This window comes from Kolteria novifilia, from assembly GCA_007748055.1.
GTDB lineage: Bacteria > Planctomycetota > Planctomycetia > Kolteriales > Kolteriaceae > Kolteria > Kolteria novifilia.
This window is the reverse complement of the sequence record CP036279.1, coordinates 593,753-617,229: the sequence shown is the minus strand read 5'-3', so window position 1 is coordinate 617,229 and position 23,477 is coordinate 593,753. Positions and strand designations below refer to the sequence as shown.

15 protein-coding genes are annotated in these 23,477 nt (G+C 61.2%); 12 read left to right on the top strand and 3 right to left on the bottom strand.

All coding sequences use genetic code 11. The features are described from left to right. The first annotated feature begins 13 nt into the window (after positions 1–13). From Pan216_RS02310 to Pan216_RS02285, 6 genes are read left to right on the top strand one after another with little or no spacing between them, the layout of a single operon-like run. A complete protein-coding gene (locus tag Pan216_RS02310; protein ID WP_145254245.1) occupies positions 14–3,160 on the top strand; it encodes a type VI secretion system Vgr family protein in 3,147 nt (1,048 codons plus the stop codon). A gap of 24 nt (positions 3,161–3,184) precedes the next feature. Then, positions 3,185–6,934: a type VI secretion system Vgr family protein gene (locus Pan216_RS02305; protein WP_145254242.1), complete on the top strand. Its 3,750-nt coding sequence runs from the start codon at positions 3,185–3,187 to the stop codon at positions 6,932–6,934. A gap of 19 nt (positions 6,935–6,953) precedes the next feature. Further along, complete coding sequence (locus Pan216_RS02300) at positions 6,954–10,058, top strand: type VI secretion system Vgr family protein (RefSeq protein ID WP_145254239.1); 3,105 nt, start codon at positions 6,954–6,956, stop codon at positions 10,056–10,058. A gap of 30 nt (positions 10,059–10,088) precedes the next feature. Continuing rightward, positions 10,089–10,697 carry a DUF6931 family protein gene (locus tag Pan216_RS02295; protein ID WP_145254236.1) on the top strand — a complete coding sequence of 203 codons (609 nt, stop codon included), beginning with the start codon at positions 10,089–10,091 and terminating at the stop codon, positions 10,695–10,697. Between the two features lie 18 nt (positions 10,698–10,715). After that, a complete protein-coding gene (locus Pan216_RS02290; RefSeq protein ID WP_145254233.1) occupies positions 10,716–11,474 on the top strand; it encodes a cysteine peptidase family C39 domain-containing protein in 759 nt (252 codons plus the stop codon). Next, positions 11,467–12,102, top strand: a complete 636-nt coding sequence (locus Pan216_RS02285) for a hypothetical protein (RefSeq protein WP_145254230.1) — start codon at positions 11,467–11,469, stop codon at positions 12,100–12,102. Before Pan216_RS02290 ends, Pan216_RS02285 begins: the two co-directional genes overlap by 8 nt. Positions 12,103–12,316: 214 nt before the next feature. On the opposite strand, the gene Pan216_RS02280 is transcribed toward Pan216_RS02285, so the two are convergent. The 3 genes from Pan216_RS02280 to Pan216_RS02270 form a co-directional block, all read right to left on the bottom strand. Then, positions 12,317–12,787 carry a hypothetical protein gene (locus Pan216_RS02280; RefSeq protein ID WP_145254227.1) on the bottom strand — a complete coding sequence of 157 codons (471 nt, stop codon included), beginning with the start codon at positions 12,785–12,787 and terminating at the stop codon, positions 12,317–12,319. Positions 12,788–12,886: 99 nt separating this feature from the next. After that, positions 12,887–14,455 carry a porin gene (locus tag Pan216_RS02275; RefSeq protein WP_145254224.1) on the bottom strand — a complete coding sequence of 523 codons (1,569 nt, stop codon included), beginning with the start codon at positions 14,453–14,455 and terminating at the stop codon, positions 12,887–12,889. A 261-nt stretch (positions 14,456–14,716) separates the two neighbouring features. Then, positions 14,717–16,357, bottom strand: a complete 1,641-nt coding sequence (locus Pan216_RS02270; RefSeq protein WP_419193177.1) for an FAD-dependent oxidoreductase — start codon at positions 16,355–16,357, stop codon at positions 14,717–14,719. Positions 16,358–16,602: 245 nt separating this feature from the next. On the opposite strand from Pan216_RS02270, the gene Pan216_RS02265 reads away from it, so the two are divergent. The 6 genes from Pan216_RS02265 (at position 16,603) to Pan216_RS02240 (ending at position 22,616) form a co-directional block, all read left to right on the top strand. Further along, a complete protein-coding gene (locus Pan216_RS02265) occupies positions 16,603–17,415 on the top strand; it encodes a menaquinone biosynthetic enzyme MqnA/MqnD family protein (RefSeq protein ID WP_145254218.1) in 813 nt (270 codons plus the stop codon). Then, positions 17,375–18,502, top strand: a complete 1,128-nt coding sequence (mqnC, locus tag Pan216_RS02260) for a cyclic dehypoxanthinyl futalosine synthase (protein ID WP_145254215.1) — start codon at positions 17,375–17,377, stop codon at positions 18,500–18,502. Before Pan216_RS02265 ends, mqnC begins: the two co-directional genes overlap by 41 nt. Positions 18,503–18,621: 119 nt before the next feature. Further along, a complete protein-coding gene (locus Pan216_RS02255; protein ID WP_145254212.1) occupies positions 18,622–19,029 on the top strand; it encodes a 2Fe-2S iron-sulfur cluster-binding protein in 408 nt (135 codons plus the stop codon). Positions 19,030–19,069: 40 nt separating this feature from the next. Then, positions 19,070–19,846 (top strand): phosphoribosylformylglycinamidine synthase I, encoded by a 777-nt coding sequence (gene purQ / locus Pan216_RS02250; protein ID WP_145254209.1) that lies wholly within the window; start codon positions 19,070–19,072, stop codon positions 19,844–19,846. A 192-nt stretch (positions 19,847–20,038) separates the two neighbouring features. Continuing rightward, positions 20,039–22,270: a polyphosphate kinase 1 gene (ppk1, locus tag Pan216_RS02245; protein ID WP_419193176.1), complete on the top strand. Its 2,232-nt coding sequence runs from the start codon at positions 20,039–20,041 to the stop codon at positions 22,268–22,270. 136 nt (positions 22,271–22,406) lie between these two features. After that, complete coding sequence (locus Pan216_RS02240) at positions 22,407–22,616, top strand: ribbon-helix-helix protein, CopG family (RefSeq protein ID WP_145254206.1); 210 nt, start codon at positions 22,407–22,409, stop codon at positions 22,614–22,616. The last annotated feature ends 861 nt before the right edge of the window (positions 22,617–23,477 follow it).

The following is a 23,477-nucleotide window of genomic DNA, read 5'->3' as shown; positions in this document are numbered from 1 at the left end:
TGCGACGAGGCCTATGACTACGGGACACCGCCAAGAGAGTTCGCCGCGCGACCACTCCCAAGAGATGTCGACTCACTGGGCGTCGTTTGAGACCTCCCTCGGCGCGGACGTCCTGGAGCCGATCCGTATCAAGGGCCACGAAGGCATCTCAGAGATCTTCGAATTCGAGATCGAACTCCGGGCGTCCAACGAGCACTCGATTCCCTTTGACAAGATCGTCGGTCGTCCCGCCAGCTTGCGCTTGACGCAGCCTGGCGGTCACACGCGCCACATCAACGGGGTCGTGAGTCAGTTCCGCGAAGGCTTGCGCCGGCCGGCGAGCACAACCTACAAAGCCAAACTGGTCTCGCCCCTCTGGATGTGGAAGCACAACGTCCAAAACCGCATCTTCAAGGACCAAACGGTCCCCCAGATTGTCGCGAGCGTGTTGCGTGGCCTGAAGGTCTCGACCAAACATCTTCATGAAGTGTACGAATCTCACTACCATTGCATTCAACACGGTGAGTCCGACTGCGCTTTCGTCCGTCGCCTGCTCGAGGAAGAAGGGATCAGCTTCTACCACGGGCACGAGAAGGGAGACGACACCCTCTACCTCTTCGATCCCTCGGACAAGACGACAACGCACGCTCCCGTGCTCCACGGACTCGACCCGATCTCGTTCAATCCCGTCAACGGTGGACAACGAGAGCACGCCACGGTTCGAACCTGGAACATGGCGCAAGCGGTGCGGCCCGAGAAACACGTGGTCCGCGATCGGCACTTTCAGCTCTCCTCGACGCTGCTCGACGGCTCATCGAGCACCGCCGAGTCGGTTCGAATGGGAAAGCGGACCATTCCTCTCGTGCAGCGTGGCGAGGTCTACGACGGACTCGCCAACTTCGCCCACCGCGTCGACGAGGTGACACCTCAGGGATCGCAGCAGAGTGACAAGCTCGATCGCCTCCATTCGCGCAAGGAGCTGGTGGCGACGTACCGCGCTCAAGCCGAAATCGCCGAAAGTCTCTGGGTCGAGGGCTCAAGCGATGCCGCGATGATGACGCCGGGCTACCGGATGCGACTGACCGATCATGAGTTCGCCGACGGCGAGTACCTCGTCGTGCGCGTCGAGCACGAAGGAACCCTATCGTCCACCGACACCGGCACCGGCAACGCCTATCGCAACACCTTTCGCTGCGTGAGCGATCTTGTCCCCTATCGTCCCTCACGGTCGACGCCGGCACCGAAGATCGGGACCCAGGTGGCGCAAGTGGTTTGCCCCGATGGCGAAGAAATCTTCACCGACAGATACGGTCGTGTCCAAGTTCGCTACCCTTGGCAGCGAGACGACAAGGGAAATCACGGCACGACCTCCTGGATCCGCGTCCGTCACCCCATGGCGGGAAAGGGCTTTGGCAGCCAAACGTTGCCACGCGCCAACCACGAACTCGTCGTCACCTTCGTCGATGGCGATGTCGATCAACCCCTCGGGTTGGGCTGCCTCTTCAACGAGGACAACAAGCCCCCCTTTCCGCTCCCCGCCAATCGGACCCAAAGCGGCATCAAGACCCAGACCTACAAGGGGGGAAGCGACGAATACAGCGGCCTGGTGATCGAGGACCGTGAAGGAGTCGAGCACCTCAACCTGCACTCCCAACGTCACATGACGCACAGTGCCGGGTTGGACTCCTATCACAACACCGGCGGATCCCATCACACCAACGCTGGACGGCGGATGGTTCGCCAGGTCGGCGGCATCCCCTTCACCAGTCGCAACGCGTACATGGCGGGCAAGAGTGGCTCCGGTTCCGGCGATGGCTCCGGTTGGGAGCAGGAAAGCCCGTTCGCCTGGAACCCATCGTTGCCCGGCGCGCCGGGGACCGACTCCGATATCGTCATCGGGCACAAGGCCGAGCAGGTCCTGGGGCTCTTCTACGAAATCTACTATGGCTCCCACAACGAGCCCTGCATGAACCCCCTGGGGGTCGCCTACGCCCTTCCCCCGCTCTATCCGGCCTTTAGCGGCGCCGCGGCGTTGGGGCTCTCCTTCCTAGGGTTCACCTCCCCAACGGTTCAGGGAAACCTCGGTATCGTCTTGGCGACATCAAGTTCCACCGTCTACGGTACTTGCTGGAAAGTTCAGCGTGGTCCCGTGATCGAGCAGAAGCTTTCGTTCGACAAGCCTTCCGCCTGGTCGGGAATCAACATCGCGATCACCGTCGCCGCCACCCTCTACATGATCATGGACGGTCTCAACGTCTTCCTGCGAGGGTTGCTGGCGCACAACTACACCGAGAAAGCCACCGACAACCCCAGCGAGGCGAGCAAGTACGGTTCCATCGAAGCCGGCCTCGGTTTCCTCTTCCTGGAGATCCAGTTCATCCTCCTCGCGGTGTGGCTCACGCTGGAGGCGTCCCTCACCACGGTGAAGTTTTTGAAGATCAAGGTGGAGGACTGGGTCGCGATCTCCACGGCTCTCGCGACCGGAAATCCCGCGGCGGTCGTGGACGCGGGGTACAAGGAGCAGACCTCGGTCTACAACACGCTGCAACAAGATCTCCTCGTCCGAGAAGACTCGTCGATCATGGGGGTCGCGCTCGAAGCCGAAGCGGCCGCCGAGGAAGCCACGTTGGGCATTCCCGAATACATCACCTGCGACTCGGTTTGGACGATGTCCTCTCCGATTGTTTGCCTGATGAGCAACCCCGATCTTCTCGACGAACTCAACGGTATCACCTTCAGCGCCTACGGGCCGACCGGTTCCATCGGACTTCTCGCCTCCACCGGTGTCCACTTGCAAGCGGGCCTGCCCGCCTATATCGACATCAGCGGTGTCGGGGAGACCGGGTTGATCGAGATCGATCCCGGGCCCCTGGGAACCACGATGATCAAGTCCGGACTCGTGGAGATCCCCTGCATCATCATCGACCCGGCGACCGGAATCACCATCACCTCGGAAACCATGATCTCCTTGGTCGTCGACGAGACCAACATCGAGATCACTCCCGCGGGCGTCGAAATCAATTGCGGCGCCAGCTCGATCACGATCACGCCGGCCGAAGGCATCGTCGTCACGAGTCCCGCGATCAACAAAGTCGCCGAAGCGGACGTCTCCGAGGAGACGCCCGAGTACAACGAAGAAGGCGCGAATCTGACGGTTACCGGCATCATCAACAAAGTCTAAGAGTAAACCCGACGGGAAGTCGTGATGACTGAATTCTCGCAGTCGAACCGCTGGTTCGCTGTCCATACGCCGCTCGAGAAAGATGCCCTGCTTCCTGTTTCGTTCGAGGGTGTCGAGAGTGTCTCTCAACTGTTCGACTTCCACGTCGTCCTCAAAGCGACCTACGATACGCCCATTGAGTTCGACAAGATCCTCGGCCGACCGATGACCGTCGAGGTCACCCCCGCCGACTCCCCGGAGAAACGCTACTTCAACGGCGACGTCGTCTCCTTCGAACAGACCGACGAAGACGAACACTTCTTCTTCTACACCGCCCGAATGGTTCCGAGCGTTTGGCAACTCACCCGCGAGGTCCAGTGCCAAGTCTTTCAGAACAAGACTGTCCCCGAGATCATCCAGGTCCTGCTCAAGGGACATCCACTCTCCTTCCAATTGAAGGAGAACTATCTCCCGCACAACGTCTGCTTTCAATTCCGCGAGTCGATCTTCGACTTCTTCAGTCGGCTCGTCGAAGAAGAGGGAATTCACTACTTCTTCCACCACGAGTTTGGCAAGCACACTCTGGTCCTGCGCGATCAGTCGTTCAGTAATCCCTACTTCTCTCCCGAGAAAACCGTTCCCTTGCGTCCCATCGATGGGGCGGTGGTTTCCGAGCGTCACGTCATCGAATGGGAGAAGTGCCAAGAGGTCCGTCCCGGACGGTACACGATTCGTGACTATCACTTCCAACGGCCCAACGACCAATTCGAGGAGAGTGTCACCGACCCCTCGAACGTTCGCGTCGGCGACGTGGAACACAGCCTCGAGGCCAACTGGGGCGAGATCTACGAACCGAGCGCGGGGTTCAGCGATCGCGTCGACTCCGTGTCCAAGAACGGCATCGTCGACGAATCGGAACTCCAGCGGCTTCGTGAAGAGAGTCGCCGACTCGCGCGCGTTCGCTACGAGGAACAACGCTGCGAAAGCATCTGGATCGAGGGCTCCTCGACGTGTACCGGCTTCTCGGCGGGGCACCGTTTCGAACTCACCTCCCACCCAAACGCCGATGGGGACTATCTTCTCAAGAGCGTCGAGCACCTCATCCAGTCGGGAAGCTATTTGGCGGGAGATCGGTCGACCGGGCAGGAGCAAAGCGAACAACGTCGCTACCACAACCGCTTCGTGGCGATCCCTTCCCGGCTGACCTTCCGCCCGGAACGACGGACGCCGAAACCGGTGCCGGAAAAGCAAACGGCGACGGTCGTGGGCCCCGAAGGCGAGGAGATCTTCACCGACAAGCACGGACGCGTGAAGGTGAAGTTCCACTGGGACCGATCCAACAGCTCGAGCCTCGACTACTCTTGCTGGTTGCGGGTGCTGACCCCCTTGGCTGGCTCCCGCTATGGAATGATCTCTCTCCCGCGCGTCACGCAGGAGGTGGTCGTCGACTTCCACGATCTCGACATCGATCGTCCCTTCGTGCTCGGGAGCGTCTACAACCAGAACCAACCGCCCCCCTTTGATCTCCCATCCGACCGAACCAAGACGACCTTTAAGTCACAGACGCGTTTTGGGTCGAGCAGCGAGTTCAGTGGCTTCTACATCAACGACAGCAGCAGCGACGAGACCGTTCACGTCCGTTCGCAAAACCACATCACGCACAGTGCGGAAGGCAACCAGTTCTTCTCCACGGTCGGGAATCACTATCAGCGTGTCGCCAGCTACCGATCGACGCAAGTCGGCGGCCTTCCCTTTATCGACCACAGCATGACGGCGGGACATTCGGCTGGCAGTGGTAGCGGGGGTGGCGAGCCATTTCCTCCGCAGCCACCGTTTCCGCCACAGCCACCGTTTCCGCCGCAGCCACCGTTTCCGCCGCAGCCACCGTTTCCGCCGCAGCCACCGTTTCCGCCGCAGCCACCGTTTCCGCCGTCGCCGCCCGTAGTTCCTCCTCCACCGGTGACGCCGCCTCCGCCTATCGCGCCGCCGCCACCACCAGTGAGTCCGCCGCCGCCACCAGTGAGTCCGCCGCCGCCTCCGGTGAGTCCGCCGCCGCCTCCGGTGAGTCCGCCGCCGCCTCCGGTGAGTCCGCCGCCGCCTCCGGTGAGTCCGCCGCCGCCTCCGGTGAGTCCGCCGCCGCCTCCGGTGAGTCCGCCGCCGCCTCCGGTGAGTCCGCCGCCACCCGTTGCGCCACCACCACCGATTTTTCCACCCGTGCCGCCGCCTCCGGTAAGTCCGCCGCCACCGCCACCGGTAAGTCCGCCGCCGCCGCCACCGGTGAGTCCGCCGCCGCCACCAGTGAGTCCGCCACCGCCACCGGTGAGCCCGCCGCCGCCGCCACCGGTGAGCCCGCCGCCACCGCCACCGGTGAGCCCGCCGCCACCGCCTCCGGTGAGCCCGCCGCCATCGCCTCCGGTGAGCCCGCCGCCATCGCCTCCGGTGAGCCCGCCGCCATCGCCTCCGGCGAGCCCGCCGCCATCGCCTCCGGCGAGTTCGCCGCCGTCAACCCACAAGGGACCGGCATCGTGGGTGACCGGTGTCGGAGGCGATTACGGCTCACGGCTGAACATGACGATGGGACTCAAGTTCTCCGGCATGGCCGGTGTATTCGAGGAGAACTACTGGCCATACCACTACCAGACGGTGATCAACCCCTTCACGTTGTTTGACTATTTCGAGGTTCCGACGGGGGCGTTGTCCAGCATTGGCGCGGGGTTCATCGGAGTTTCCGGCATGACGACGCCCATCTTGGGAACGTCGACCGCGTTGATCTATGGCTGTCAGTATCGCTTCACGCGTGGGCCCATCACCGAAGTCAAGGACGATCTCTTCAAGGTCTGCGCCAATGTCGCGACCACGTCGACGAAAACGGCATGTATCGCGGGGGCCTCGCTCTACGCGATATTGACCCTCGGTCAGTTCCTGATGAGCATCTACAAGCCGTGCTACAAGTCCAACAGCAGCTTCTCGTTGGGCGACGCGCTCGCGGGGATGTACATCATCCTCGTCGAGGTGGCGCTCGGCTTCTGGGCCGCCGCGGAAAGACTCAACGCGGCGGCGAAGACCTGGGAATACACCATTGGTCAAGCCAACGCCGTGACCAAGTCGGTTGAATCGGTTTCGATTTCGGGAGGCGCGACGGCCGAACAGCTTCTGGCCAATGAAGAGCTCATCATCGATCTCTTCGGTGACGAAGAGATCGAAGGGGTCGCGGCCCAAGTTTCGGAGGAGTTGCTCGGTTCGTGCGACATGCGTTACTGTGACGGGATCATGGCGGTCAGCGCGCCGTACATGCATATCAACAGTACTCCCGCCGAGACCGATGTCGAACTCCCGCAGGGAGTCTTTATCAACGCGATCGGCAAGGACGACCTCGGGGGAACGGTCAGCTTCACGAGCGGCCTGGGAATCCACGTCAACGCCTCGGGCGCCTGCATCGACTTGATGGAAGAGGGAATCGGGGAGATCACCATTGATCATGGCCCCGGAGGAACGACCCTGATCAAGTCGGGCGAGGAGGAGATTCCCTTCATCACCGTCAACCCCTCGGGAATCGAGGCGGTTTCGGACGACCTGATCACCTTCATCGTCGATGAGACGTTTCTGACGATGACCCCCGAAGCGATCATCATCAGTTGCGGCGCCAGTTCGATCATGATCGCCGCGGGAACGATCACCTTTTTCTCGACGATGCAGGACGAGGTCGCCGACGGCATCGCCGCGGTGGAAGCCCCGGAAACATCCAATGACGCCGCGAACGCGACCACCAACTCGGCGGTGATCGAGTATCTCTAGCGGCAAGGAGAGGACCGTCATGGTCGACTATCGCCAATCGCAGCGTGTCATTCGCTTGAAGACCTCGCTGCCCGAAGACCACTTGCTACCGGTCGCCGTGGAGGGCTACGAAGCCGTTTCGAGTCCCTTTCGCTTCGACGTGGAGTTCTGGGTTCCGCGCGGCGTCGACCTTTCGTACGACACCCTCTTGGATCGGTCGGCGACCCTCACGCTCGCCCCTTCCCAAGATCATCCGCGTTTCGTCCACGGCATCGTCGATTCGGTCAAGCAAATTGGATGGGACGAGCGGTTCCACAAGTATGTCGCTCGGATGGTTCCCAGCTTCTCGCTCTTGAAGAACACGGTCCGCAGCCGCGTCTTTCAAGACATGAGCGTTCCCGAGATTCTCCGCGAAGTCCTCAAGGGGATGCACGTTCGCGAGGAACTCTCGGAGACCTACTTGCCGCACGATCACTGCTTTCAGTACGAGTCCGACTTCGACTTCGCCTCGCGCCTGATGGAAGAACAGGGAATCTACTACTTGTTTCGTCACACGCGGGACAAGCACGAACTCGTCCTTTCGGACAAGTCGATCCATGCGGGGGAAATTCACGGCCAACCAAGCGTCGCGTACGCGCGCGATCAACGCCTGGTCCGATCGGAGTGGACGATCAACCGCTTTCGGAAACGCCAAGCGCTGCGTTCCGCGAGCGTGACGGTTCGCGATTATCATTTTCAACGACCCGACGACTCCCTCGAATCGCGTCACACGTCCAACTCAACGGTTGCGGTGGGCAAGCAGCGCCACCGCCTCGACCTGAACGTCGGCGATCTCTACGAACCGTGGGGCAACTTCGCGAACCGCTTCGACGAAACGAACGTCGGTGGGGGAACTCGGCCGGACGGTCTTTCGAGCCTCACCCAGGAGAGCCAACGCATTGCCCGGATCCGCTCCGAGGAGGAAGCGGCCCAGTCGCTACTGATTTCGGGAGCGAGCGATCACGTCCATCTCTTGCCGGGCCATCGGTTCGAACTGACCAAGCACCCGCACGCGGACGATTCCTATTTCCTCGTCGAGGTCCGCCATCGTCTGCGCGCGGAAAGCTATATCGCCGACGGCCCTGATCGGGACGAGGCCTACGCCAACACGTTCGAAGGGATTCCCGCGCGTGTCCCCTATCGCCCCAGACGCCTGACCCCGATTCCAACCATCGCGGCCCAACCCGCCCTTGTCGTCGGGCCTCCAGGGGAAGAGATCTTCGTCGACAAGTACGGCCGCATCAAAGTCCAGTTCTACTGGGACCGCGACGGCAAGCTCGATCCACGGAGTTCCTGTTGGCTTCGGGTACTGAATTCGATGGCGGGAAGCGGCTATGGAAGCTACGTCTCGCCGCGTGTCGGCCAGGAAGTTCTGGTCGAGTTTCTCTACGGCGACTGCGATCATCCCGTCGCGCTGGGTGGCCTCTACAACTCCGAGCAGACTCAACCCTTCTCAACTCCCTTCAATCGCACCCAACTAGGAATCCGCTCCCAAACGGTGGGGGGTGACAAGGATCGCTTCAGTGGTCTCGCGTTCGAGGATTCCCAGGGCGTGGAATTGGTCCACACCCACGCCAGCAAGAACATGATCTACAGCGCGACGGGCAACCACCACATCAACACCGGGCAAGGTCACTACGAGAACCACGGCACGGGACGCAATGCCATCGTCGGCGGCTTTTTCGGCCTGACCGACATGTCGGTCCCCACCCAGAAGAAAGGAAGCGGTGGCGGCAGCGGCGACGATTTCGAGGAACACGACTCCGCCGGCGAGTGGAACACGGGATCGGAAGGAACCATCGCCGCCGACATGGATCTCGTCTACGGCGTCAAACTCCAGACCGCGCTGGGACTCTATTTCGAACCGATTCTCGGCATCCACCTCTGTACCGTCTTCAACCCCATCGGCCTTTTTTCCGCGGTCTTCTCCCCGCTGGTCAAAGAAGCATCCGCGGCGGCGCTGGCGGCGGGCCCCTTGCCCTTTCTGGCGGGATGGTCGTTTCCGCTGACCGGTCAAGGCAACTGCTTCGGACACTGCGCGACCTCGACGACGATGGTCTACGGAGCGGCGTACAAGCTCTACCGCGGCCCCTACGTCGAAGGCAAGTACGATAAGATCTCCGAGGCGACCACTCTAACAAAGGTCGCGGCGGGCCTCTACTTTACCGCGGCCGTCACGTTCCCCTTCATTCTCGCCGCACTCCCTCAAGTCAACTCCGACAGCCACGGCTGGCAGTGGCAAGACTACGTCGACGTCTTGGTGATGGGGCTGTTGATGGTCCTATACAACCTCTGGTTCACCGCGGAGACGACGCAGTGGTATATCGATCACAACGCCGCGAATCTTGTGACCTGGTCAATCATTTGGACCAAGCTCTGTACCGCCGCGGCGGCCGCCGGCGCGGCGGCGGGAACATTCCTCTACGAGGGGCTCGTCCTCATGGGCGAGAACTACGGCGCCATGGGCCAGGCGATGATGATGGGTGGCATCCCGATGGGAGCGACGAGCATCGTCGAAGATGCCGAACTCTCCGCCCTGACCGTCGAAGGAGTCCCGAGCATGGACAGCACCGACGGCAACATCGCGATCAGCTCACCGGGCTTTCAATTCGTCAGCGATCCCGACATCACCGACGTCATGAACCTGATCAGCTTGACGGCTTGTGGAATCGACGACCTCGGAGGAATCATCGGGGTCCAAGGAAACCAGGCCGTGAACATGCAGGCGGGCGAGTTGGTCAATGTCGGGCTCTTCGCCGAAACGGAAGTCGGAACGATCACCATCGACGCCGGCGAGGGGGGAACGACGCGGATCTGCTCGGGGCCGGAAGAGTTGCCGATGATCACCGTCAACCCGACCGGCATCGAATGGATCTCCCTCACCGAGATCTCGCTGACCTGCGACACCTCGGAACTGAGCCTCAACGCGGCTTCGATCATCTTCGAGTCGGGAGGGAGCAACATCGAGGTGACCCCCGCGGCGATCAACATCAACGCGCCGGCTCTCAATGTCACCGCCGATGCCGAAATCTTCCGAGTAACCCCTGAAATGAGCGTGACTGGCGCCGACCACAACCAGGTCTACGTCGAACACGAAGCGGAATAGTCCCTAAGCAACACGAGAACGAGGTGACAAGTGGCTAGCGTGGAAGTCGAGAGAAAGGAAACGGTCGCTTCGGCTTGGGATATCGCCCAGAAGGTAGCCCTGAGTTTGAAGGCCAAGAAGCTGCTGACCAATGAACTGACTCCGCAGGAATTCATCGGTCGTCTCATCGACGAGAGCTTGTATGTCGACGGACTGCGTTTCCTACCGCACACGATGCCCCTTCGCGCGGCCGTCTGGTGGGCGTGCCTGGCGACCGAGCACGTGATGGAACACGAAGAGACCATCGAAGCGGAGGATCTCGGCGCCCTCCTGGCCGCGACCGACTGGTGCGTCGAACCGAGCAAGGCCAACCAAGAGAACGCCCGCATCGCGGGCCTCGACGCCAGCGTCCGGACCGCCGCCGGGTGCGCGGCCAAGGCAGCCTTCAACGCGGGAAGCATGTCGAGTCCCGACTCCCCGCTGATCCCTCGGTCGGCCGTCTTCGCCGCCAAACTCTCGGCTTGCTCCGCCCTGGTCGGAGCGGTGGAAATCCCCGGACAAAAACTCTCCAAGAGCTACTTCGAGTTTCTCCAACTCGGGATCGAGGTCGCGGCCAACCAGAACGAGTGGTTCTCTCAAGAGGAACGCTACGGCGAGTAGTTTGAACACGGCGGCAAAATGACGACAGGCAAAGACACCCCCGAGAACCAACCCGTCGACACCGTCGACAGGAGGGAGACGTATCCCTACGTCGAACAGGAGACGCGCTACATGTGCGGCGCCGCCTCCCTACGGATGGTCTACCTATCGCTCGGCCTCAATGTCGCCCAGCAACACATTTGGTGGGAAGTGAGCCGCAACGAGGTCTCGGCGCGGACCCACTTACTGGCCCACGACGCGATCCAGCGGGGCTTCGAGGCCATGGTGATCCAGCTACCCGATAAGGATCCCTGGCCCGCGCTCGAGGAGGCGCACCGCGTCGGCGCGAGCGTGATCCTCAACCATCGCCCCGAGAAGAACTCGCCTTCGGGGCACTTCAGCGTGCTTCTGGGACTCGACCAGGACACGATCGAGTTGCACGACCCGCAAGGTCGACCCCGACGCCATGAGACGCGTGAGGAATTCGCCAACCTCTGGCGACGCCTTCCCGGTGTCTCCTCGGTGCCGGGGTTTTCGCTCGTGGTGGTGACACGACCGGCGCGGGAGGAACGGCGCTGCGAACTCTGCGATCAGGTGATCCCCGACGTGGTCGCTTGCGCCTCATGCGGCTTTGAGATGCCCCTGCGACCGAAGTCGATGCTCGGATGTATCGGCCGAACCTGCGAGGGCCGACGTTGGAAGAAGCTCTTTTGCCCCCGTTGCGACGCTCCCCGGCGACACGTGACCCCGTTCAACTACGGGATGATGACAGCGACAGAAGGAGAAACTCATGGATAAGATCATTGGGCAGATGCCGCGTCTGCAGAAGATGCTGGAAGAGTTCTACTCCCAAGTGGAAGACGCCAAGGATCAAATCGAGTCTCCCGAGATGATCAGCGAGATTGACCGCATCGTCGGCATGACCAAGGAGTACCACGGCAAGACGGTCGATGGATTGCTCAAGGCCAACGACGAGGTCAAGAAGGCCCGCGCCGAGGCGGATGATGCGGTCGCCGCCGCGAAAAAGAAGGTCGAGGAATCCAAGAAGAAGCTCGCCGAGAAACAAGAGGCCCGAAAGCTCGGTCGCCAGAAGCCGAAGTACGAGAAGGACGAGAAGATGGCGGGCGAGCTTCGGAAGAACTTGCTCGAGCGCATCCGCGGCCTCAAGCCCGAATCGCTTCGCTCCCGCCGCGACGACGATGTCGAGTTCGTCGATTGGGCCCACGCGACGTTCGATGGCGGGACGATTCACGGCGACGTCGGCTTCGGGACCATCGCGGGTCGTCATCCCGTCCACGCCGATCCGACCAGCGAGGAACCCTCGCCCGAAGTGCCACCGACCGAGAGCGAGCCGACGCGGGAAGACAAGAAGAAACCGCCGCGCGACTTCGAGAGTTGGCAGAGTTGGCTCGACACCCAGCGGTAGCGATCAGCACGAACACCCACCGGCCGGCAAGGTCCTCGACGCATGCCCACGAGGGAAGCGTGATACTCCGCGCATGCCCGCGCAAGCGCGAGCATGGCCCCCAGGGACGTAGTGGTCCGTGGGTTTGGCACTGGGCAAGAAAGAGAACACGGCGCGACGGAAAACCGACGCGCCGTGAGCGAACCTGGGACAGAAAACACATCCTCCCGACTATCTAACGACCAAGAACGGAGCAGCTCTCGCACGACGGCTCTCCGCAACCGCTGTCGCATTTCGACTTGCTGAAATCGAGCAGGCACTTCTTCTGCTTGACCCGATCTTCGATGTTGTACTCGTAGCCGCACTTCTCATACTCGACGGTGCGGTACTTGAGGACCTTGATCGTCCGCACCCGACCTTCGGTCGGCTTGCACGACCACGGGAACTTGATGCCGGGGATGCAGACCTTCTTCTCGACCGGTTCCCAGCAAACCTTGCTCCTCTTGACCATCGCCCGGTGAGGAGCACAGACGCTCTTCACTTTCGCGTCGCACGAGCAGGGAGTCTCGCACGTCGGACAACTTGCCTCGAGTTGACACGACGAGCAAGCGGGCGCGGCCTGCACGTCGTAGACTTCCTCGGCCCGTGCGGCCCAGGTCGTCGCGGCCAGCAGCGTCGCCACGGCGAACATTCGTAACGATTTCATCCGATTGAACTCCTTTTCCCGAGTGGTCTCGTCCTGAGACGCTGGGCTCGACTCCCAATTGAGTCGAGCGATCTTGGTTCCAACGGCCGCCGCCTCGGGTTACCAGACGTACTGGGCACGAAGGCCAACCGCGTCCATGTCGCTGCCCACATCCTGCCGGAAGAGGAAGGAGTGGACGTAGTTGAACGCGATCCGCACGCCGGGGGTCATGTACCAGTTGACGCCGAAGGTCAGGTCCGACAGCGTTCCCGCCCCGGTGTTGCCACCGGCGAAGGAGATGTTGCCGTCCTCGAGGTCGACATACGACCAGCGACCAGCGACTTCCCAAGCACCCCATCCGGTCTGTGGACCGCGACACGTCGGAATGAAGAACGCGTTCTCGATCGGCGTGACCTTGTCGAACCAGCCGTAGGGGGTGTCGTAGAACGACGCCCGCGATTCGCCCGTCAGGAAGTAGCCGACGGTGACGTACGATCCCCAGAAGTTGAGGTTGGGACCGTTGGCGCTGGCCTGATTGACGTGGCTGAAGATGAACTCGTTCTCGATAAACGCCGGGCCAACCACGAGCGCGACTTCCGTGCCGTAGAGGACGACGGTATTGGCGTCGATGTTGCCGGTATTGAGCTGATTGAACGTGTCGCCGTGAACCGCGTCGGACTCGTTCGACCCGGGAGCCGGAATGAGCTCACCCTTGGTCGAGTAGGAAACGACACTGTCGAAGGGCTCGGCAACGCCGAAGTTGCCACCAATGTGGAGCAAGCCACGCTTGGAGTACTCGTCGTACCAGGGCAGGAAGGTCACACGCGACACCCAGCCGGCATCCGCGTCGGTCTGGACCCCACCGGCGGTGTTGTCGTCCGAGCCACCCCGATAGACGCCGTACTGCAACGTCCAGCCGTAGTCCTCGGCACGCTGGTTGACGTACATACCGGTCTTACGTTGCGGGACAAAGAGGTTGGGGAGAGCGGGCTCGAAGAACGTGATCCACTTGTCCGACGTCAGTTCGTTCAAGCTGAATGGCGCCTTCTTGTGACCAAAGACGATCTCGTCGAAGAACGGGATATCATTGAGACCGGCCCAGACGTCCTTGAACTCGACGCGAGCACCGGCGAGATCAATTTCGTACTTGTACTCGAAGTTGCCCCAGCCCGTACCGCTGAGCTCGAAACGAGCCTGGCGGAAGCCGAGACTGTCGACATTGATACCACCGACGCTGGCGATATTTTCAGTATCCTGGGCAAAGAAGAGCGAGTCGAGCTTCGTGTAGCCGCTCACGCCGACGGTGAAGTTCTGCGTGGCGAGCTTCAGGATCGGCTCGTCCTCCTTGGAGGAAGCTTCGGCCGCCTTTTCTTCCTTGTACGCCGACCACTCGGCCTGCAATCGACCAATCCGTTGGTCGAGTTCCGTGACCGCGGCCGGTTCCACTTGTTGTTCCGAAACGGGAACCATCGGTTCAGCATATTTGCCTACCTTGGGGGGCAGGCTGGTTTCAATACTCTCGAGCCGCTTCTCGAGTTCTTGGTTGCGCTTTTCCGCGGCTTCAAGTCGCTGGAGCAACGCTTTGATGTCCGCAGCGGTAGGAGCGTCGTCGGCGACGACCGGATTGTTCAGAGAAAACAATCCGACTCCCAAGATCGCGGCAAGTGCCAGCCGTTTGGCGGACCGCATTTGGTCTTCCTCCGAATGCCATCTCTGGGCAGAGCCCGACTGTCATCCATAACAGGGGTGCCCTCGCTCCTTCCATCGGTGTAGGAACGAGGCGATACGATGAAGATTGAGCCGCGTGAGAAGGGAACCAAACGGTCTTTGGAAAGAAATGCGGGTAATGAGGATTGCATCGTGCGCCGACCGGAAAATGAGCCGAACGGCGCACCCTCCGGCGAGTCGATGGTGGTCGCTAAAGGAGCACTTTGGGATCGGACCAAAAAACTATTCGTGACTTTGGCTCGACTCGCTCGGCGTGCCGTTTCCATCCAATCGTGTCTGCATCATCGACTCGAAACTCTGGCGGAGACTGGGTAGATAGGTCACCAAAGGCCCGAACTCCGACTTGGCGATCGTGATCACGTCCATCGCGTCGACACAGCGAACACTCGCCGAACGGGACTTGTTCTCCAGGAGGGAGAATTCTCCAAAGACCTCGCCGGCTCCCAGGCGCGCCACCGGGGCCCCGCCTTGTCCGGTGTCGTGATAGACTTCGGCCTCGCCGTTGACGATGATGTAGAGCCGATCGCCGAGATCCCCCTCTCGGAAGACGATCTCGCCCGGCTCGTAGTGCTCGTGAGTCATCGCCGAGGGAACGTCGAGTTTGGTCTGCACCAGTTCCGGCGGCACCAGCAAATCGAGGAACCAAGAGGCTCCGACCTTGATCTTGCGATCGAGGCCCGGGAGCTTGACCCAGTAGATCGCCCGCCAGAAGACCCACGCGAAAAAGCCGTGCAAGTTGAGCCAGCCAAAGAGCTGAGCGATCGCGGTGCGATGGCCGAGCTGGGCCATCTTCCCGAGTTCCTTGAACTTGAACTGCTTGCGCTTGCCCTTGTTGCGACCGAAGCTGGCCATGATATTGTCCGCGCACGTCTTGGCTTGACGAATCGCGAACTGCGCCGTCGGCGGGCAATAGCCCTCGCCGGTGGGACTGGGCACGAGCGCACAGTCGCCGAGGGCCCAAACGTCCTCGAAGCCCTGGACTTGCATCTCCAGGTCGCTGATGATCCGCCCCTTCACCTTCGGGACGTCCATGTTCTCAACGACCGGGTTGGGCGAGGAGGGAACCGTCGAAACGAGCGTCTTGGTGGGAATCCGTGTGCCGTCGTCCAGCACCGCGAACTCCGGACTGGCGGCCTTGAGGCGATGATTGAGTTGGAGCTCGACCCCACGTTTGGTCAGGATCTTCTGTCCGTAGAGTCCGAGACTCTCGGGCATTTCGCGGTTGAGGATCCGTTCGCGGGAATGAACCAGGACGCAGCGGATGTCCGAGGCCTTGATCCGATGGTAGCTCCGGGCGGCCCGGCGAACGAAGTCGGCCATTTCCGCACAGCATTCGACGCCCGAGAAACCACCGCCGGCGACGACGAACGTTAGCAGTTGCTCCTTGAGCTCCGGATCGGTCTCGATGTCGGCTTCGGCGAGGACGTGAATCAAGTGGTCGCGAAGCCGCAGCGCGTCGGCGAGCGTCTTGAAGGGCATCGCGTGATCGTGGAGCCCAGACATCCCGCGAAAATCGGTGACGTTGCCCAGCGCGACCACGAGATGGTCGTACTTGATGGTCAGCGATCGAGGGCGGAAGCCGGGCGACAAGACGACGGTCTTGTTGACGACATCGACGTCCTCGACCCGCCGGACGTAGAGCTTGGTGCGGGGACAAAGTCGTCGAATCGGGCTGACGGTGTCGAGAATCCCCATGTTTCCGGAGATGACTTCGGGAAGCATCGGCTGAAAGACGAGATAGTTCTCGTTGTTGATCAGGACGATTTCGACGTCGGAGCACCCGTGAAGATGGCGTTCGAGGTACATCGCCGTATAGACACCAGCGAACCCGCCCCCCAAAATCACCACGCGTTTGTAGGCCATCGCACAAGGCTCCTCGGCGCCTCCCGGCGAGTGTTCCGCTCGCCCGGGCATTGGTAGTCTTGATTTGCCTGCATCCGTGCCGCGCCCTGATTCTATGGCGCCTGGCACGGACGTCGACGACCTGTCACCAGCGACTTCGTCGATCGTTGAAAACAGTCTCGCACGATTTCCAAGGCACATTGTGGCGAAAGGGACGACGACTATAATCCTCGTGAAGAGTTTCACGAGCTCTCGAAGGAGTTGACATGCTACGGGCCGGCGCTGTCAGTTACCTCAACACCAAGCCGCTTGTCTGCCAATTCGATCGCATCGCCCCAGACGTCGAGCTGAGCCTCGAGGTCCCCAGTCGATTGGCGACCGAACTGGCCGAAGGGCGTCTCGATGTCGCGCTGATTCCCTCGATCGAGTTTTTCCGGGCGGGCAACTACACCATCCTCCCCGACGTGAGCATCGCCTCCTATGGACCGGTCATGAGCGTCAAGCTGTGCAGCCGCGTCCCATTCGAGGAGATCGAGACCGTCGCTCTCGACGAGGGTTCCCGGACCAGCATCGCTTTGATGACGATTCTTCTCGACGAACTGTTCGACGTCGTGCCACTCACCTCGCCACTGCCCCTGGACGCCACCCTGGGAGAAAGCGGCACCGACGCGGTCCTCGTGATCGGCGACCGCGCCATGAATGTCCTGAACGACCAATATCCCTATATCCTCGATCTCGGGTACGAGTGGTCGCGCTGGACCGGTTTACCCTTCGTTTTCGCTTTTTGGGCCGTGGCGCCTGGCGTCGAGGTCACCCCGTCGCAGCGCCAAGCCTTCATCGAGGCCAAGGAATTCGGGCGAACCCAGGTCCCCGCCATTGCCAGCGAAGAGGCAAAACGGCTAGGAATCGATGAGATCCAGTGCCTTTACTACCTACAACACGTGATTCGGCATGATTTCGGGCCCGAGGAGCAACAAGGGCTCACCCGCTTTTACGAACTGGCTTGCCAGCATGGGCTAGCCCCGAAAGGAGTTCCCTTTGTCTTCCAAGGTCAACCAACTGTTGCGCAAGGCTGTTGAGGGCCAGCGACTGACCTCGGGCGAAGGCCTGTTCCTTCTGGAAGAAGCCGACGTGCTGTCCCTGGGCCGGGCCGCTCGCGAAGTCAGTCTGCGCCGGCATCCCGAGGGCTACCGAACCTACAACATCGACCGCAACATCAACTATTCCAACGTCTGCGCGGCCGTTTGCGACTTTTGCGCCTTCTATCGCAAAAAAAACGACGAGGATGCCTACGTCCTCGACCGCGAGACCCTCTACCAAAAGTTCGACGAGCTGATCGCGATCGGCGGTGAGCAGGTCCTCATGCAAGGCGGCCTCCATCCCGACCTCAAGCTCGAATGGTACGAAGACCTCCTCCGCGATCTCAAGACGCGCTACCCGAGCGTCAACTTGCACGCCTTCAGCCCGCCGGAGATCTGGTTCTTCCACAAACTCAACAAGATCCCGCTCCGGGATGTTCTCGTCCGACTCAAGGAGGCCGGGCTCGGCAGCATCCCCGGCGGCGGCGGCGAAATCCTCGTCGATCGCGTCCGTTCGGAGATCACTCGCGGCAAGTGCATGACCGACGAGTGGCTCGAGGTGATGCGCGTCGCCCATCAAATCGGCCTGCGTTCGACCGCCACGATGATGTTCGGCCATATCGAGACACTCGCCGAACGCATCGAGCACCTCGATCGCGTCCGCCAGCTCCAGGACGAGACCGGCGGCTTCACCGCGTTCATTTGCTGGACATTCCAACCTGAGCATACCGACATGGCCGACGTTCCCCCGGTCGGGCCCTTTGAGTACCTCAAGACGCAAGCGGTCAGTCGGATCTACCTCGACAACGTCGAGAATGTCCAATCCTCGTGGGTGACCCAGGGGCAAAAAATTGGCCAACTGGGGCTCCTCTTCGGCGCCAACGACATGGGAAGTCTGATGCTGGAGGAGAATGTCGTCTCCGCGGCGGGGACGACTCATCAACTGACGCTCGATCAGATTCGCTCGTCGATTGCCGAACTCGGCTACACGCCTCGGCAGCGAAACGTCTTTTACGAGCTGGTGCCCGAGGAGGAAGAAGTGGTCCTAAAGGAGCCTCCGTCCAACGCCCTACCGATCGTCGGCTAGACGTTCGCGGCCGGGCACGACGGGAATCGCGAACCTTCCTTTCGACCTTGTGGCCGGGGCTTCGTAAAATAACACCAAATCAGTACGGATTCATTTGCCGACTCTGGAGTGCTCCGACGATGGGCGGGACCAATCCCTATATCGAAAAGGCCGAATTCACCCCGGCCAAACAAAAGTACACCATCACCTTCATGCCCGAGGGCAAGGTCGTCGAAGTCGATCCCGAGAACGTCCCCTACGGACGCACCGGGCTCCCGGGAAGTCTGCTCGACATCGCCCTGGGGGCCGACCTCGACGTCGACCATGCCTGCGGCGGTGTCTGCGCCTGCTCGACGTGCCACGTCATCGTTCGCGAAGGCCTCGAATCGTGCAACGAAGCGACCGACGACGAGCTCGATATGCTCGACGATGCCCGTGGCGTCGAGTTGGAAAGTCGCCTCAGTTGCCAATGCGTCCCCAACGGGACCAAGAATCTGATCGTTGAGATTCCGACGTGGAACCGTAACTTGGTCAAGGAAGACGACTGACCCGCCCCGCCTCGGACATGGGGCCCCCCGGAGTTTCTCGATGGCAACCGTCAACGTGCTGGTCCTGCGCTCGCCTGGGGCCAACTGCGATGAAGAAACCGCGCACGCCTTCCAACTGGCGGGAGCCAACACCGACCAGATCCACGTCAACCGCCTTCTCGACGAGCCCACCACGCTCGAAAAGTATCAAATTCTCTGTGTTCCCGGCGGTTTCAGCTACGGCGACGACGTCTCCGCCGGACGCATCCTCGGGAGCCTCCTCGAACACAAACTCGGCGATCTGCTCAAGGCCTTCCGCGACCGCGATCGACTTATCTTGGGAATCTGCAACGGGTTCCAAGTCTTGATAAAGTCGGGACTGCTCGATACCCAAGACGACTCCGGCAAGCTCCTCGCAACGCTCGCCTTCAATCGCCACGGCCGCTTCGAGACCCGCTGGGTCCATCTGCGGATGCGGCCAGGTTGCTGCGCCTTCGTCACGGAGGACGAGATCCTCGAAATGCCGATCGCCCACGCCGAGGGGAATTTCGTCGTCGAGAGCCGCTCATTCCTCGATTCGTTGACCGAATCGGGCCGAATGATCGCCACTTATGTCGACAATGAGGGCAAATCGGGCGACTTTCCGGTCAATCCGAACGGTTCCGCGGGCGATGTTGCGGGAATTTGCGACAAAACCGGCCGCGTCTTCGCGCTGATGCCCCATCCCGAACGACACGTCATCCCAACGCAGCATCCCCGCTGGACGCGGCGCGGCGACCAACCCACCGAGGGCGACGGGCTGCGACTATTTCGCAACGCGGTCGCGTTTTTCGGTTAAGATCATCTGTTGACGGCGATCGCGTCCCCCGCTCCGCCAAGACCACCTCTCGGCCGACTGCGGACACAGAGGCCCTTCGCCGCTCTCCCGGGCTCTCACCCCTGATCCAGCGCTGATCGGAAGGGAGCCGCGAGCAACGCCGAAACCGTCGACGATCCAGCAAAAGGCCCCAACATGTCGATGTCCGATGGGTTGAATCGAGATTCCGCCGAAACGATCGAAGCGCTCCCCGAAGTGCCCGAGGAACTGTCCGACGAACAACTCGACCACCCCTCGCTCTACATCAACCGCGAACTCAGTTGGCTCGAGTTCAATCGCCGCGTCCTCGAAGAGGCCCGCGACCGAAGCGTCCCGCTGCTCGAACGCCTGAAATTCCTCGCGATCTTCAGCCAGAACCTCGACGAATTCTTCATGGTTCGCGTCGGCAATCTCAAGCAGAAGATCGACTCCGACATCAACTACAGCTCCGGCGCCGACCGCATGCTCCCCCGCGAACAGATGGCCCTCATCTCGCAGATGGCCCACGAGATGGTCGAGAAACAATACCGCTACCTCCTCGACGAGATCCTCCCTCCGCTGGCCGAGGCCGGCATCGAAATCCTCACCGGGGATCGACTCACCGACGAGCAGCGCACTTTCCTCGACAACCTCTTCTCGCGGGAAGTCTTTCCGGTCCTGACGCCGCTGGCTCTCGACCTGAGCCACCCCTTCCCGCACCTGACCAACGGCTCCTCCAACATGGCGATCCGCCTGCGCCGGCCAAAACAGCCCCGGACGCTCCTCGCGCTGGTTCAGCTACCGTCGATCCTGCCCCGGTTCGTCAACCTACCGAGCGCCCAGGGACACCAGTTCCTGCCGCTCGAACGCGTCATCCGCATGAACCTCGACCAACTCTTCCCCGGCATGCAAATCGTCGACAGCTACCTCTTCCGCGTCACCCGCGACGCCGACTTCGACCTCGACGACTACGCGGAGATCAAGGACCTCGCCGAAACCATCGAACGCCAGATCCGCGAACGCCGTCGCGGGGTCGCCTCCCGACTGGAGATTGGCGAAGAGGCTCCCGAGGATCTCGTCGAATTCCTTCGCGAGTCGCTGCACCTCGAACCGGGAGACGTCTATCGCCTCCCCTCGCCCCTCGACCTGACCGGGCTCTTTGAAATCTGCTCGCTCCCAGGCGCCGAATCCCTCAAGGAACCGGAGTTCGTACCGCGCATCGACCCGGCCATTTCGGGGGCCAAGAGCCTCTTCGCCGCGATCCGCGAAAGCGACCTGTTGCTCCATCACCCCTACGACTCGTTCAAGCCGGTCGTCGATTTCATCAGCGCCGCCGCGACCGACCCCAAGGTCCTCGCGATCAAGCAGACCCTCTACCGCACCAGCAGCGATTCCCCCATCGTCGCGGCCCTGCAGGAGGCCGCCCATCGCGGCAAGCAGGTCTCGGCCCTCGTCGAGCTGCAAGCCCGCATGGACGAGGAACGCAACATTCTCTGGGCGCGGGAGCTCGAAAAGGCGGGCGTTCACGTCGTCTACGGCTTCGTCGGCCTGAAGACCCACTGCAAGGTCTGCCTGGTCGTCCGTCGCGACGACGACAAGATTCGCCGCTACCTGCACCTCTCGACCGGCAACTACAACCCGCAGACCGCCCGCGTCTACACCGACCTCGGCCTCTTCACCTGCAACGACGAGTTCGCCGACGACGCCAGCGCCCTGTTCAACTACCTCACCGGGTACTGCGAGCTGCCCCACTGGAAGAAGCTGATCGTCGCGCCGAGCCGGCTGCGCAAATTCCTCATCGAGAAGATCGAGTCGGAACGCCAGCTCGGCAAGAAAGGCCGCATCGTCGCAAAGATCAACGCCATCCTTGAGCCGACGGTGATCCAGGCCCTCTACCGCGCTAGCCGTGCCGGCGTCTCGATCGACCTGGTCTGCCGAGGCATCTGCGGACTCCGGCCCGGCATCCCCGGCCTCAGCGAGAACATCCGCGTCCACTCGGTCGTCGATCGCTTCTTGGAACACAGCCGCATTTACTACTTCGGGCAGAAGGGTCATCCCGAGGTCTACATCGCCTCGGCCGACTGGATGGACCGAAATCTCGTCCGCCGTCTCGAGGTCGCCTTCCCCATTGAGGACGCCCGATTGAAGGCCCGCGTCATCGAGATCCTGAACATCTCGCTCTTGGACAACGTCAAGTCGCGCCGCCTCGAGTCCGACGGCATCTGGCGTCGCTACCCCGTCGCCGACGACCAGCCCCTGCTCCGCAGCCAGTCCTATTTTCTCCGCATGGCCCAGCAAGAGCGTCGCGACACCGGCCTCGAGCCCGCCCTCGATTCGCTCCCCATGCTCGACACCCAAATCTCCCGCGAAGAGCTCTTCGGCTGCCTCCGCAAGAACAAGGTGCTGGCGACGAATGGGAAGAAGTGAGGGCTTTCGGGCGATCCGAGACAGGCTTCCGACGTAGGGTGGGCCTGTTGCCCACCATCTCTTCCTAGCTATTCTTTAGCTACTTCCTCTTGATTTTTTAGCTCCTACGGTCGATAATCGATCGTGGAGGTGTTCCATGAGCAAACGCACGATGACGCTGAATCTCACCGAACGGGAGATGCAAGTTCTCGACGAGCTTTGCGCCAAAAAGAGCCTCAACAAGACGGCTCTGATGAGGCAGGCGCTTCGGCTCTACCAGGCGGTCGACACGAGGCTCGAACAAGGCGAGAAGCTGCTGTTCGAGAACGACAAAACGAAAGAGAAGTCGGAGTTGATGGTGCTGTGACGAGTTCGCCTGTCTTCCTGAGAGATGGCGACTCGGGGCTCCTTGTCCAGGCGGAACTCCACGATGTCATTCTGCAGCGGCATTTGGACGATCACGGATGACTCGCAAGGCCCACGGAAGCGGCCCTTTTGACCACTTTCCAAGAGCCCTCTCGAAATCGAACTCGAAATATGCTATGCTTTCCGTATTAAGTTGGGCTTGACACGGTTCAACTTGGAGCACAAAGAGCACCCGTCTGAGCGTGTCATGCACTAAACGAAGATTTGGCGGGGGCGTCATAATGGAAGCGAATCGCCTTCTGAATATCGACGGCTTGGTCCATGCTGCGGATACGGCGGTCCGCGTGGCAAGTCAGTTGCGAATTTGGCAAATTCGGCACAAACTAAGCGATGCATCTGCAATTGATGAAGGGATCCAGTTTCTCGGAGAGGCAGTCGAGGGAACGCTGTTCATGGATTCAGGTCAGGTGACCAATCGCTTGTCTTCGCTTGAACCCCTGAATTGGGCAGCAGATATCCGCTATCCCGCTACGGCGCCGGGTACTCAGGCCGCAAACCCGCCCGAATACAAGGCACTACACGAGTATCTGGAGAGAGTGAGACAAACGCTCGACCAAGTCTCGAAACACTCAGAAGCTGACGAACAGTCAATAAGTGACGCAGCGTTGTTTTTTGACCAGCTCGGTACCCTCCTCGGAGCCCGAGCTGACGCTGCACTCCGAACGCAACCTACGGACGCCGATATACTTTGTGAGTAGCCGCCACAGTGACGGAATCCACGCAGTTCAACCGCGTCATTCTTCATGTGCGCTTTGAGTTGGATCGTTTTCAGACCTTACTACTCCGACTAGAAGCAAACGAC